Genomic DNA, 12,046 nt, shown 5'->3' with positions numbered 1-12,046 from the left:
AAGGGTCACGCCTGCCACTGCCGGCTATCAGCTCACCACTCCCGAGCCGACCCCGCCATGCTCACAGTCAGGTGAGGGCGGCTAGGGCCTTCGCGTAGGGCGGGGGGACGTGGTTCGGGCCGCCGGGGGTGAAGACGTCCGAGGCGGCGGCGGCCGACCAGGCCGTGTCCGGTACGGCGTCGACGAGGGCGCGCACGACGGGGGCCTCGCGCCACTGGCCCTGCTCGGCGAGCAGGCTCAACGCCACCACCGACTCCTCCACCTCGCCGACGCACTCGAACGGCTTGTGCCCGTCCACGCCCAGCAGTTCCCGGTAGCCGGGGACCTGCGTGGGGTCGGCGAGCAGGTCGCCGCCGAAGATGTGGGTGATCCGCTCGCGCGACATGAACGGCGCCATGGCCAGGAAGACGAACCGGCACTTCGGGCAGTCACGGCACCAGCGCTCGCTGGCGTCGCGCAGCTTGAACGCCGCGTTGCAGCTCGTCACGACGTCGTCGTAGCGGTCGATCTCGGCGAACGACCGGGCGATGTGCAGCTCCGACAGCGAGCGCAGCAGCGAGAAGTACGGCTCGGTCAGCCCGGCGTGCGCGGCCAGCGCGGCCCGCAGCAGCCCCTCCGCCTCCACGCCCTTGGACCACTGGTGGTTGATCTCGTGGCCGTTCCAGACCAGGTTCGGGTCCGACGCCGACCGTTCGTTGGACATCACCACCGGGCCGAGCCCGTGCAGCACCGCCGTGGCGACGGCGATCAGCGAGTTGATCGCGGTGACCGGGATGTGGCCGTTGAGCGCCCCGGCGGCGTTCAGCTCGAACAGCACCGGGTCGATGCGCCGCCGGGCGGCGAGTGGGGCCAGCCCGGACGCCTCGTTCACCGCGACGATCACGTGGTTCGGGTTGACCGAGAACGGCACCGGGTCGAGGCCCGCCCGGCGCAGGGCCTCCAGGCTGACGATGGAGTCCTTGCCGCCGCCCACCGCCGAGAGCGGACGCCGGTCGGAGTCGTCGTACTCCCGGGCCGGGGAGACCGTGCCGGGCGGCACCTCCGGGCGCAGTTCGAGCACGTGCGGCAGTTGGTTGCGGTACGCGTACTCCGCCAGGCCCTTGGTGTAGACGGCGGTGACCAGCTCGGCGGCGGCCGTGCCCAGCGGCGCCGGCAGCACCAGGCGGGGCGGGGCGGCGGCCTTGTAGTAGCTGACGCCGGCGACCACGTGCAGCAGTTCCAGCACCCGGCCCAGGGTCGCCACGGTCTCGTCCGACGGCGGCGCGTCCGGCAGTGGAAGGGTGACCACCTCGGTGAACCGCTGCTCGCCGTCGGGGCCGGTGAGGGCGTAGTCGAACAACACCTCCCCGGTGGAGAGGTCGATCGAGTAGGACGGGAAGGTGAAGGCGTCCATCCGCCGGAGCTGCTCGTTGGGCACACGCCATACTAGGCCCTGGTTCGTCCGGCCGTGTCCGGCTGCGCCGGACCCGCCCCTGCCCCGCCCGTCAACACCCCCTGAGGAGAGCCCGTGCGCCTGTCTGACCTGCGCGGACGTACCGTCGCCGTCTGGGGGGCCGGCCGGGAAGGCCGGGCCGCGGTGACCGCGATCGCCGCGCACGGCCCGGCCGACCTGGTCGCCGTCGACGACAGCGCCAACTTCCTCAGCCTGCCCTGGGAGGGACCGCTGGCCGAGGCGGCGCCGCTGGTCACCGGCGAGGAGGGCTTCGCCCGGCTGGCCGCCGCCGACGTGGTGGTCCGCTCGCCCGGCGTGCCGCAGACCCACCCGTGGCTGGTGGAGCTGCGCCGGCGGGGTGCGACCGTGACCCAGGGCACGGCGCTGTGGATGGCCGACCACGCCGCCCGCACCGTCGGCGTCACCGGCAGCAAGGGCAAGAGCACCACCTCCAGCCTGATCAGTCACCTGCTCGCCGTCGTGGACCGGCCGAACGTCTTCGGCGGCAACATCGGCGTGCCGACGCTGGACCTGCCGGAGGCGGAGCTGTACGTGCTGGAGCTCTCCAGCTACCAGTGCAGCGACCTGACCGACTCGCCCCGCGTCGCGGTCGTCACCGCGCTCTTCCCCGAGCATCTCGACGCGCACGGCGGCGAGCGTGAGTACTACCGGGACAAGCTCAACCTGCTCGCGCACGGGCCACGGACCGTGGTGGTCAACGGCGCCGACCCGAGGCTCGCCCTCGAACTGGGCGACCGCGCGGCGGTACGCGCCGGCCTGCCGGACACCGCCCACGTGGCCGGCGGAGCGGACGGCACGCCCTGGTTCCACCTCGGCGACCGGCCGCTGTTCCCGCGCGCGGTGCTGCCGCTGGTCGGCCGGCACAACGAGGGCAACCTCTGCGTCGCCCTCGCCGTGCTCGACGCGCTCGGCGTCGACGTGGTGGCCCGCAGGGACACCCTGGCCGTGGCGGTCGCCGAGTTCCAGGGGCTGGCGCACCGGCTCACCGAGATCGCCGACCCGTCCGGTCTCACCTTCGTCGACGACACCCTCGCCACCAGCCCGTACGCGGCCATGCACGCCATCGACGCGTACGAGGGGCGACCGCTGACAGTGATCGTCGGCGGCACCGACCGGGGCCTGGACTACGCGCCGCTGCGCGAGCACCTCGCGGAGCGCGAGCTCACCGTGCTCGGCATCCCCGACAGCGGCGCCCGGATCGTCGAGGCGCTCGCCGGCCTGCCGAAGGTGCGCACCGAGGTGGTCGACGACCTGGTCGACGCCGTGCGGCTGGCCCGCGAGCTGACCCCGGCCGGCGGGGTGGTGCTGCTCTCCCCGGCCGCGCCGAGCTACGGGCGGTTCCGTAACTTCGAGCACCGCTCCGAGGTCTTCGCCCAGGCCGTACGCGACACCGCCGGCTGACTCAGCCCCGGTCGGCGGGCGTCGGGTCCGGCGTGCGCGCGCCCGGCAGCAGGGCGCTGCCGTCCTCGTCCTCCGCCGTGCGCGCGCCCGGCAGCAGCGCGCCGCCGTCCTCGTCCTCGTCCTCGGCCGCCGGGTCCGGCGCGCCGGGCGCCCCGGTGGCACCGGTCGGCCGGGGCCGCTTGTCGGGCGTCCAGGCGAAGGCGAGCGCGCCGCCGACCAGGGCCAGCAGCATCCCGACCAGGAAGCCGCCCAGGTTCGAGGTCAACCAGGAGACCAGCCCGAGCAGCAGCGCCAGCACGGCGTAGAAGACCCGCTGCTGCGGAGTGGCGACCAGCAGCACCCCGCAGAGCACCAGGACGGCCGGCACCAGGTACGCGGCCAGCCCCTGCGGCCCGACGTGCAGCAGCACCCCGAGCGGCGCGCGCAGGGTCACGAGCATCTCCAGGCCGCCGAGCGCGATCAGCACCCCGGCGGTGAACGGCCGGCCCCGCCGCCAGCGGCGCCAGCGCCCGCCGGGTCGGCGGGCGGCCGGCACCGGGTGGTGTTCTCCGGCGGTCACGTCAGCATCCGTCGGAGGTGAACGCCATGCGCAGGTCGGGCAGGTTGAACACGGCCGCCGTGGTGGCGTAGTTGTTCTGCCGCAGGTTGGTGATGGTCACCGTGTCCGACTGCTGGGCGAAGACGCCGGGGTTGCCCCGCACCCCGGGCACCTGGTCGAGGGTGCTCGCGTCCTGCCCGACGTTGATGTTCTTGAACGAGGCGTTGCCGGCGACCTCGTCGCCGTCGACGACCAGGGTGCGGGCGGTGACCGGTGTTCCGCCGCCGCCGGCGGTGATCTTCAGATAGACGCCGCCCAGGTTGATGCTCTGGCAGAGGTTCGTCAGCTCGGCCTTGTCGATCGCCGACACCATCACCAGGACCTGCCCGCCGGTGTCGCCCTGGTTGGGGCTGTCCGGAATCATGCTGTCGATGGTGGCGAACTGCTCGAAGCCCGTGCCGGTGAGCCGGTCGGCGGTGACGGTGAACGGCATGCCGGAGATGGCGAACTGCGCGCCCAGCACGCCCTGGGCGGTCAGCACGACCATGCCGGCGGCACCCGCCACGACGGTGCCCAGCGTGGCGGCGAACCGGCGCCAGCGCACGCCGCTGCGCGGCGGATCGGGTTCGACCGGTGGGATCTGCTCCGACATGGCGGGCTCCCTTTCGAGATCGATTCATCAGCGACAATGGAAATTCGGCTGAAGGGTCTGCGCAGGCTGAAGTTACCGCTGAGTAAATGGCGGGTCAACGGCCGGTGGGGACTGGTTGAGGCGGTATCTGCCAAATGCGGCCAAAGTGAAAAACCGCTGCGGTTTCCGACCGTGCCGTCAGGGGAGGGGGGCGGCCTCGCCGGTCGGCGCGCACGGCGCGGTCGTGCCCGGGCCGTCGGCCGGACGGGCCAGCCGCGTCGCCCGTGCCGCGCCGTCGGTGCCGAGGAAGGGCGCGGTGGCCGCGTAGGTGAGCACCGGCAGCAGCTGGGGCAGCTCCGTCGCCCGGCCCTGGGCCACCCGGTTGCGGACGGTGGCGTGGATCCCACCGACCACGGTGGACACCAGCGCCTCGCGGTCCACGTCCGCGGCCGGGCCGGGGCCGGCGTCGGCGAAGAACCGGCGGAAGCTGCCGAGCAGGGCGTCGCGCTCCCGGCGGGCGTCCGGGCCCGCCGCGTCCACTTCGACGAGTGCCATCCGGGCGAAGGCGGGTACGCTCGCCAGCACCTCCAGCAGGGTGCGCAGGGCGGCGCGGGCGGCGTCCGACCACGCCGGTCCGGCCTCCCGGTAGGCGCCCTCCATGAGCTGCGACAGCACGGCCACGCCGTGCCGGTACGCGGCGAGGAAGGCGTCCTCCTTGCCGCTGAAGAGGGCGTAGAAGGCCGGCCGGGTCACCCCGGCCGCGTGGCAGATGTCGGTGACCCGGGCGTTGTCGTAGCCCTTCGTCGCCACCTCCCGCACGAGCCCGTCGAAGAGGCGGTCGCGCTGGGTCGCGGCCACCGCCTCGGCGGAGAGCCGGCGCGGGCCACGCTTGATCGCGCGATCGGGGTCGCGGCCGGGGCGTGCGCCCGGCAGGGGTGCCGGCGCCGGGTGCGGACGGCGCTGCGTGGTCACCTCGGTTACCTCTCCATTCGATTGACTTTGCGACCCTCCGGGGTTTATAACTTTCTGCACGCTCAGTTGAGATCCCATCACCATGGGTGATCTTCCGGATGGTCACCCGTCGACTCGTCGAAGGAGGGCTCGATGGCTGCCATTATCGCGGAACAGGAGCGCTCTCCCAAGGTCGGAAAGACTCAGGTGACGCCGCTACGCCGCGGCGCCCCACGCCGGCCTGCCCGCTGACGTCGCCGCACCACCACCACCGCCGTCCGGCCCCGACGGCCGCCCGGCACCCCCACCGCCGTCCATGACGCGACGGCCCCGGTCGCCACGCGGGCACCCCCGCCCGCGCCTGTCGATCTCCCCGCCCCGGAAAGGACCCACCATGCTCAGGTACGGACGAATCGGCGTGTGCCTCACCACCCTCGCGCTGCTGACCGGCCTCGCCGCCGCCCCGGGCTCCGCCGCCGCCCCGCGCTCCGCCACCCCGGCACCGTTCGCCAACAACGTGCTGACCTACCCCGCGCCGGGCGGCACCGCCGTTGCCGTCAACGACGTGATCCGGGCCAGCCTCAGGACCGGCACCAACGCCACCTTCTACTCCTCCGCCACGGGCACCACCGGCGTGAAGTGCGCCGCGTCCACCTTCAGCGCCACGGTGCTGAGCAACCCGGCGGCCCCGGGCACCGCCACCGAGAGACTGACCGCGCAGTCCTTCACCAACTGCACCACCAACGTGATCGGCACCACCGGCGTGCAGAGCGTGACCGTGCAGAACCTGCCGTACGCCACCTCGGTCACCAGCGCCGGCGTGGTCCGGATCAGCGGCACGGCGACGGCGCCGATCCAGAGCACCGTCGTGCTGAACTCGCTGCTCGGCGCGATCACCTGCGTCTACCGGACCAGCACCAACAGCCTGACCGGCACGGCGACCAACGCCAACAACTCGATCACCTTCACCAACCAGACGCTGACGAAGTTCTCCGGCCCGAGCCTCTGCTTCGGCACGGCGTACTTCTCCGCGGCGTACTCGCCCGTGCAGGACGCCAGCAAGGGGAACGCTCCCGTCTACGTCAACTGACCGCGGTCCACCGGGCCGGCGTGCGGCGATCCGTCGTGCGCCGGCCCCCGGCCGTGCGTCGGCCGGCCGGCGCCCAGCGCCGTGTGCAGGGCCCGCACGGACCGGATGGCCGAGCGGATCTCCTGGAGGTAGCGCCCCGGGGTGAGCGCCGGCTCGGGCAGCCCGGCCAGGTCGGGCAGGGCCGGGTCGACGCCGACGGTCTCGACCGCGCAGCCGTACGGCACGGCGAGGGTGCGCAGCGCGTCGCAGTGCTGGAACGGCACGTAGATCGGCGCGGTCACCATCAGCACCGGATCGCCCGCGCCCAGGCGGACGCGCTCGGCCCAGAACCGCTGGGTGTCGGCGGTGTGCGCGCGGCGCCGCCCGGGATCGCCGGACGGGGCGGCCAGTACCCGGACCGGCGGGCCGTGCACGGGCCGGTACGTGCGCGAGGACCAGGAGTGGTGCGGGTGGTCGGCGTCGTGGCCGTCCTCCTCGGCCGGGGCGGCCACCGCGAACTCCCGCCGCACCGCCGCGTCCAGCGCCGCCACCTCCGTGTCGCAGGGCGGCACGCCGGCCGCGTCCAGGGCACGGCACTCCACGTCGGACAGCGGGCGGAAGCTGCCCAGCACCGCCACCTCGCCGCCGATGCGGGTGCCGCCGCGCAGCAGGTGCGCCGCGTACGCGACCCGGCGCTGGCAGGCGTGCGCCAACCCGCCGAGCACGACCAGGTGGGCGTACCGCGAGCGGGCCGGCGCCGCCGGACGCACCATGCCGAGCGCGGCGGCGGTGGCGAGCACCAGCCGCGCCGTGGCCGGGTCGAAGGCCGGTTCCCGGGCGTCCGGGCGCTCCCGGCCACCCCGGAAGTCCCAGTGCCGGGCGGAGAAGTCGTCGAGGCCGGCCAGCACCCCCGCCACGTCCCCGTCCGGCCACTCGCCGCCGAAGTGCCCGACCAGCTCGCGCAGCGGCGCCGAGCCCACCCAGGCCCGTACGCCGGCCGCGAGCGCCTCGACGCTCGTGCCCGCCGCGCCGGTCGACAGCGCCGGCGTCCCACGCGGCGCTTCCTCACCGGTCCGCACCGCCGGATCGTACCGGTGCCCGGGCGGCGCACGGGCGGGCCGGCGACGAACGACCGGACCGGGCGACGACGGTGACGGGCGGCCCCGGTGCCGCACCCCCTACGGCTCTTGTCCCCGCCGCCGGCTGGTGGCAGCGTGCGGTTACCGCGAACGCCGCTGAGAGGGTGCGACGATGACCACCGACGATCTGCTGGCCCGGCACCGGGCCGTGTTCCCGTCCCGGATGCCGCTGCACCACGACGGGCCGATCGAGCTGGTCTCCGGTTCCGGCCGGGCCATCCTGGTCGACGCGGTCCGGTCCTGCGGGGCGGCGGAGGTGGCGGCGTGAGCGCGGCGGAGCACGGCGTGGACGTCATCGGCCACTTCGTCGACGGCAAGCCGTTCAGCGGCTCCTCCGGGCGGCACGGGGACGTCTTCGACCCGGCGACCGGTCGGCGTACCGCCCGGGTGGAGCTGGCCTCGGCGGCGGACGTCGCGGTCGCGGTGGAGGCCGCCGGGCGCGCGGCCCGGCTCTGGCGGGACGCGTCGCTGGCCAGGCGGACGGCGGTGCTGTTCGCCTTCCGGGAGCTGGTGCACGCGCGGCGGGACCGGCTCGCCGAGGTGGTCACCGCCGAGCACGGCAAGGTGCTCGCCGACGCCGCCGGCGAGGTGCAGCGCGGCCTGGAGATCATCGAGTACGCCTGCGGCATCCCCTCCGCGCTGCGCGGCGGGTTCAGCGAGAACGTCTCCAGCGAGGTCGACTCGTACAGCCTGCGGCAGCCGCTCGGCGTGGTCGCGGTGATCTCCCCGTTCAACTTCCCGGCGATGGTGCCGCTGTGGTTCCTTCCGATCGCGGTGGCCTGCGGCAACGCGGTGGTGCTCAAGCCGAGCGAGAAGGACCCGAGCGCGGCGCTGCTGCTGGCGGAGTGGTTCGCCGAGGCGGGCCTGCCCGACGGGGTGCTCAACGTGGTCAACGGCGACGCCGAGGCCGTGGACGCGCTGTTGGAGCATCCCGGCGTGAAGGCCGTGTCGTTCGTCGGCTCCACCCCGGTCGCCCGGCACGTCCACCAGCGCGGCACCGCCGCCGGCAAGCGGGTGCAGGCGTTGGGTGGGGCGAAGAACCACATGGTGGTGCTCCCCGACGCGGACCTGGACCTGGCCGCCGACGCGGCGGTCAACGCGGGTTTCGGCTCGGCGGGGGAGCGGTGCATGGCGATCTCGGCCCTGGTCGCGGTGGAGCCGGTCGCCGACGCCCTGGTCGCCCGGATCGCCGAGCGGATGGGCCGGCTGCGCACCGGCGACGGCCGGCGCGGCTGCGACATGGGCCCGTTGGTCACCGCCGCGCACGCTGCCCGGGTGCGCGCGTACGTCGAGGCGGGGGTGGCCGCCGGCGCGGTGCCGGTGGTGGACGGCCGCGACGTGGAGCCCGACGGCGACGCGAACGGGTTCTGGCTGGGCCCGACGCTGTTCGACCGCGTCACCCCGGACATGTCGATCTACACCGACGAGATCTTCGGTCCGGTGCTCGGCGTCGTACGGGTCGGCTCGTACGAGGAGGCGGTGGAGCTGGTCAACGCCAACCCGTACGGCAACGGCACGGCGATCTTCACCAACGACGGCGGCGCGGCCCGGCGCTACCAGCACGAGGTGGAGGTCGGGATGGTCGGCGTCAACGTGCCGATCCCGGTGCCGATGGCGTACTACTCCTTCGGCGGCTGGAAGGCCTCGCTCTTCGGTGACCTGCACGCGCACGGCGAGGACGGGGTGCGCTTCTTCACCCGGGGCAAGGTGGTCACCAGCCGCTGGCTGGACCCCCGGCACGGCGGGGTCAACCTCGGCTTCCCCACCCAGACCTGAGCAGGCGCAGGGTGCCGGCCCCGGCCAGGTACGCCACCAGCGCCGGCGCCGGCACGCCCAGCGGCTCGGGCGCCGACCTGGGCGTCTCCGCGTTGACCACCAGGGCGTACACCACGGCGGCGAAACCGGCGGCGGTGAGCGCGGTGCGCGCGGTGGCCCGCCACCCGCGGCCGGCCGGCGCGCGGCCCGACGCGGCCCCGTCCCCGGCCCGCCCGGCGTCGCCGGCGCGTTCGGCGTTGTCGCCGCGTCGGGCGCTGCCGGCGCGGCCGGTGCGGGCCTCGACGGGGCCGAAGACGGCGACCAGGGCGGCCAGCACCACGGTCAACATCAGCACCCAGGGCACCCGCCAGGCCAGCCAGGCCGCCGACCCCACGGGCGGGGTCGGCAGCCACCCGGCCGCGTCCAGCGCGCCGACCAGCAGGATCGCGGCGGTGAGGTGCCAGAGGAAGACGGTGAGCACGACCGCGTTCACCGCGATCACCGCCTGCCAGGGGCGGGGGCGATGCAGCCAGCGCTCCGCCGGGTCGCGCAGCAGCAGGATCAGCCCGAACTGGGCGGCGGTCAGGGTGAGCAGGGCCAGGCTGGGCGGGGCGGCGTTGTCCAGGCGTTCGCCGGGCACGTTGAGCATGCTCACCGGGTACGGTCCGACGGTGGTCAGCAGCACCGTCGCGGCCAGGCCGCCCAGCAGCGCCGCCGCGCCCGCGCGCCGGGACGGCGGCAGCCGGCGTCCGCGTTCCCCGTTCTGCGCGGGCCCGGGGCGCAGCGGTGTCCCGTCCCGCCCGGACGCGGGGCGCGCGGCGGGGTGGGCGTCGTGACGCCCGGCGTCGGCGTCGCGCCAGGCGATGCCGAGCTGGTGCACGGCCAGCCAGCCGAAGACGTAGTTCGGCAGCGCCAGCTCGGCCGGACCCAGCGCCCGCCCCACGTCGCCGACGACGACAAGCGCGGCCAGCACCGCCGGCACGAGCAGGCCGAAGCGCCGGTGCAGGGCGTGCATCGCCGGGGTCAGCGGCACCACGATCAGGTAGGCGGCGAGGAACCAGAGCGGGATCGTGGCGAACCAGGCGACGGTACGCACCAGCGTCGCCCCGACGCCGACGAGCGACGCGAGCGCGGCGCCGCCGGCGATCACCAGCAGCAGCGCGGTGGTCGGGCGCAGCAGCCGGGCGCCCCGGTCCAGCAGCCACGCGGTGGCGTCGACGCCGGCGGCCCGGCGGGCGGTCAGCGAGGCGGCGTTGGCGTACCCGCCGACCAGGAAGAAGATCGGCATGACCTGGGCGACCCAGGTGAGTGGGTACGCCCACGGCAGGTCGGGCAGCGCCGAGCGCCCCGTCGGCCGGCCGGCGGCGTCCTCGCCGATCGCGGCGACCGCCCAGTGGCCGAGAACGACCATGCCGATGGCGAGCGCCCGGAGCAGGTCGACGTAACGTTGCCGACCAGCGGGGGTGCGCGCGGCAAGTTGCCGCAGGCGGCGCATGGCCCCGAGAGTACGTCAGGCGGGGGCTGGCCGCTGCTGATAACGGTTCGGTCCCCGGGGGTTGAAGTCCGCGCCCTCCTGCCGTAGAAATTCTTCAGCAAGATATTGCGAACTGAAGACAAATTCCCCCTGCGCCTCGTGCGGCGGTCACCATCCCCCATCCGGCGACCGCCCGGACCGATCCGAGGAGAGACCATGAACAGGCGTGACATCCTGCGGCGCACCGCCGCCGCCGGCCTCCTGGCCACCCCCGCCGCCGGCCTGCTGACCGGCTGCGCCACGGGCGGCGGTGACGACGACAAGGGCGACGCCGGCGCCTACAAGGGCACCAAGAGCGAGCAGAACCCGCTCGGTGTCAAGGAGGACGCGCCCCTCGAGGTGGTGATCTTCAACGGCGGCTTCGGCGAGGAGTACGCGAAGGCCCACGAGGCCATGTACACCGAGAAGTACCCGAAGGCGAAGATCAACCACTCGGCGACGCAGGAGATCGCGAAGACCCTCCAGCCGCGCTTCGTCGACAACACCCCGCCGGACGTGGTCAACAACTCCGGCGCCAACCAGATCGACTTCAACGGCCTGGTGTCGCAGAACGCCATCGCGGACCTGGGCGAGCTGCTCGCCGCCCCGAGCCTCGACATCCCGGGCAAGACGGTCAAGGACACGCTGCTGCCGGGCGCCGTCGAGGTCGGCTCGTACGACGGCAAGTTCCTGGTGATGAACTACACCTACACCGTCTACGGCATCTGGCACTCCACCAAGCTCTTCAGCGAGCGCAAGTGGGAGTACGCCAAGACCTGGGACGAGCACATCGCGCTGTGCAAGCAGATCAAGGCCGCCGGCATCGCCCCCTGGACGTACGCGGGCGCGCATCCCCGCTACATGAGCTGGCCGGTGATCTCCACCGCGATCAAGTTCGGCGGACCCTCGGTCGCCACGGCGATCGACAACCTGGAGCCCAACGCCTGGAAGTCCGACGCGATGAAGACCGCGGCCGACGCCTGGCACCAGATCGTCAAGGACAAGTACATCCTCGAGGGCTCGCCCGGCCTCGACCACAAGCAGTCGCAGACCGCGTGGTGCCAGGGCAAGGCGGCCTTCATCTCCTGCGGTTCCTGGCTGGAGAGCGAGCAGAAGGACGTCACCCCGGCCGGCTTCAACATGACCGTCCAGCCGACCCCGAGCCTGGGCAGCGGCGACAAGCTGCCGTTCGAGGCCGTCCGGGGCACCGCCGGCGAGCCGTTCATGGTCCCGGCGAAGGCCAAGAACCTCGCCGGTGGCCTGGAGTTCTTCCGGGTCATGCTCTCCAAGAAGGGCGCGCAGGACTTCACCAGGAAGGTCTCCAGCCTGACCGTGGTGGCCGGCGCCAGCGAGGGCGTCGAGCTGCCGTTCGGGCTGAACACGGTGGTGAAGGCGCTGGAGGCCTCCGGCAGCAACGGCTTCAACTGGGTCTACAACAACTACTACCGCAAGCTGGAGCGCAACCTGGTCGACGCCGCGTGCGGCGAGTTCTTCAGCGGCCGGATCGGCCCCGCGGAGTTCCTCGACCAGTGCCAGAAGGGCGCGGACTCGATCGCCCAGGACAGCTCGATCAAGAAGTACAAGCGGGCCGCCTGA

General features: G+C 73.7%; 11 protein-coding genes. 5 read left to right on the top strand and 6 right to left on the bottom strand.

All coding sequences use genetic code 11. The features are described from left to right. Positions 1 to 67: 67 nt before the first annotated feature. A complete protein-coding gene (locus ACFHW0_RS30530; protein ID WP_416613089.1) occupies positions 68 to 1,417 on the bottom strand; it encodes a hypothetical protein in 1,350 nt (449 codons plus the stop codon). 90 nt (positions 1,418 to 1,507) lie between these two features. On the opposite strand from ACFHW0_RS30530, the gene murD reads away from it, so the two are divergent. Further along, a complete protein-coding gene (gene murD, locus ACFHW0_RS30525) occupies positions 1,508 to 2,854 on the top strand; it encodes a UDP-N-acetylmuramoyl-L-alanine--D-glutamate ligase (protein WP_416613088.1) in 1,347 nt (448 codons plus the stop codon). 1 nt (position 2,855) lies between these two features. Here murD and ACFHW0_RS30520 read toward each other — a convergent pair whose 3' ends face one another. From ACFHW0_RS30520 to ACFHW0_RS30510, 3 genes are all read right to left on the bottom strand, one after another. Next, a complete protein-coding gene (locus tag ACFHW0_RS30520) occupies positions 2,856 to 3,413 on the bottom strand; it encodes a DUF6114 domain-containing protein (protein ID WP_416613087.1) in 558 nt (185 codons plus the stop codon). Position 3,414: 1 nt separating this feature from the next. Further along, a complete protein-coding gene (locus ACFHW0_RS30515; protein ID WP_416613086.1) occupies positions 3,415 to 4,044 on the bottom strand; it encodes a DUF6230 family protein in 630 nt (209 codons plus the stop codon). 177 nt (positions 4,045 to 4,221) lie between these two features. After that, positions 4,222 to 4,995, bottom strand: a complete 774-nt coding sequence (locus ACFHW0_RS30510) for a TetR/AcrR family transcriptional regulator (RefSeq protein ID WP_416613085.1) — start codon at positions 4,993 to 4,995, stop codon at positions 4,222 to 4,224. Between the two features lie 373 nt (positions 4,996 to 5,368). Between ACFHW0_RS30510 and ACFHW0_RS30505 the strand changes: the two genes are divergently transcribed. Then, complete coding sequence (locus tag ACFHW0_RS30505) at positions 5,369 to 6,064, top strand: Tat pathway signal sequence domain protein (protein ID WP_416613084.1); 696 nt, start codon at positions 5,369 to 5,371, stop codon at positions 6,062 to 6,064. On the opposite strand, the gene ACFHW0_RS30500 is transcribed toward ACFHW0_RS30505, so the two are convergent. After that, positions 6,052 to 7,122, bottom strand: coding sequence for a hypothetical protein (locus tag ACFHW0_RS30500; RefSeq protein ID WP_416613083.1), 1,071 nt, complete (start codon positions 7,120 to 7,122; stop codon positions 6,052 to 6,054). The genes ACFHW0_RS30505 and ACFHW0_RS30500 overlap by 13 nt on opposite strands. Before the next feature lie 172 nt (positions 7,123 to 7,294). Here ACFHW0_RS30500 and ACFHW0_RS30495 point away from each other — a divergent pair, with 172 nt between their 5' ends. Both ACFHW0_RS30495 and ACFHW0_RS30490 read left to right on the top strand, forming a co-directional pair. After that, a complete protein-coding gene (locus tag ACFHW0_RS30495) occupies positions 7,295 to 7,450 on the top strand; it encodes a hypothetical protein (RefSeq protein WP_416613093.1) in 156 nt (51 codons plus the stop codon). Between the two features lie 17 nt (positions 7,451 to 7,467). Further along, the gene (locus ACFHW0_RS30490; protein ID WP_416613092.1) at positions 7,468 to 8,958 is read left to right on the top strand and encodes a CoA-acylating methylmalonate-semialdehyde dehydrogenase; all 1,491 of its coding nucleotides are present in this window, start codon (positions 7,468 to 7,470) and stop codon (positions 8,956 to 8,958) included. Here ACFHW0_RS30490 and ACFHW0_RS30485 read toward each other — a convergent pair. Next, complete coding sequence (locus tag ACFHW0_RS30485) at positions 8,930 to 10,432, bottom strand: acyltransferase family protein (RefSeq protein WP_416613082.1); 1,503 nt, start codon at positions 10,430 to 10,432, stop codon at positions 8,930 to 8,932. The genes ACFHW0_RS30490 and ACFHW0_RS30485 overlap by 29 nt on opposite strands. A gap of 195 nt (positions 10,433 to 10,627) precedes the next feature. Here ACFHW0_RS30485 and ngcE point away from each other — a divergent pair, with 195 nt between their 5' ends. After that, entirely contained in the window at positions 10,628 to 12,046 is a 1,419-nt protein-coding gene (gene ngcE / locus ACFHW0_RS30480) for an N-acetylglucosamine/diacetylchitobiose ABC transporter substrate-binding protein (RefSeq protein ID WP_416613081.1), read from the top strand.

The sequence above is a fragment of the Micromonospora sp. LOL_025 genome (assembly GCF_048060285.1).
GTDB lineage: Bacteria > Actinomycetota > Actinomycetes > Mycobacteriales > Micromonosporaceae > Micromonospora.
The sequence above is the reverse complement of the archived record's forward strand: the minus strand, read 5'-3'. Positions and strand labels throughout refer to the sequence as shown.

Excerpts from the sequence above, each read along its gene's own strand:
- ACFHW0_RS30515 (WP_416613086.1), bottom strand. The coding sequence starts at position 4,044 with ATGTCGGAGCAGATCCCACCGGTCGAACCCGATCCGCCGCGCAGCGGC.
- ACFHW0_RS30505 (WP_416613084.1), top strand. The coding sequence starts at position 5,369 with ATGCTCAGGTACGGACGAATCGGCGTGTGCCTCACCACCCTCGCGCTG.
- ACFHW0_RS30495 (WP_416613093.1), top strand. The coding sequence starts at position 7,295 with ATGACCACCGACGATCTGCTGGCCCGGCACCGGGCCGTGTTCCCGTCC.
- ACFHW0_RS30485 (WP_416613082.1), bottom strand. The coding sequence starts at position 10,432 with ATGCGCCGCCTGCGGCAACTTGCCGCGCGCACCCCCGCTGGTCGGCAA.
- ngcE (WP_416613081.1), top strand. The coding sequence starts at position 10,628 with ATGAACAGGCGTGACATCCTGCGGCGCACCGCCGCCGCCGGCCTCCTG.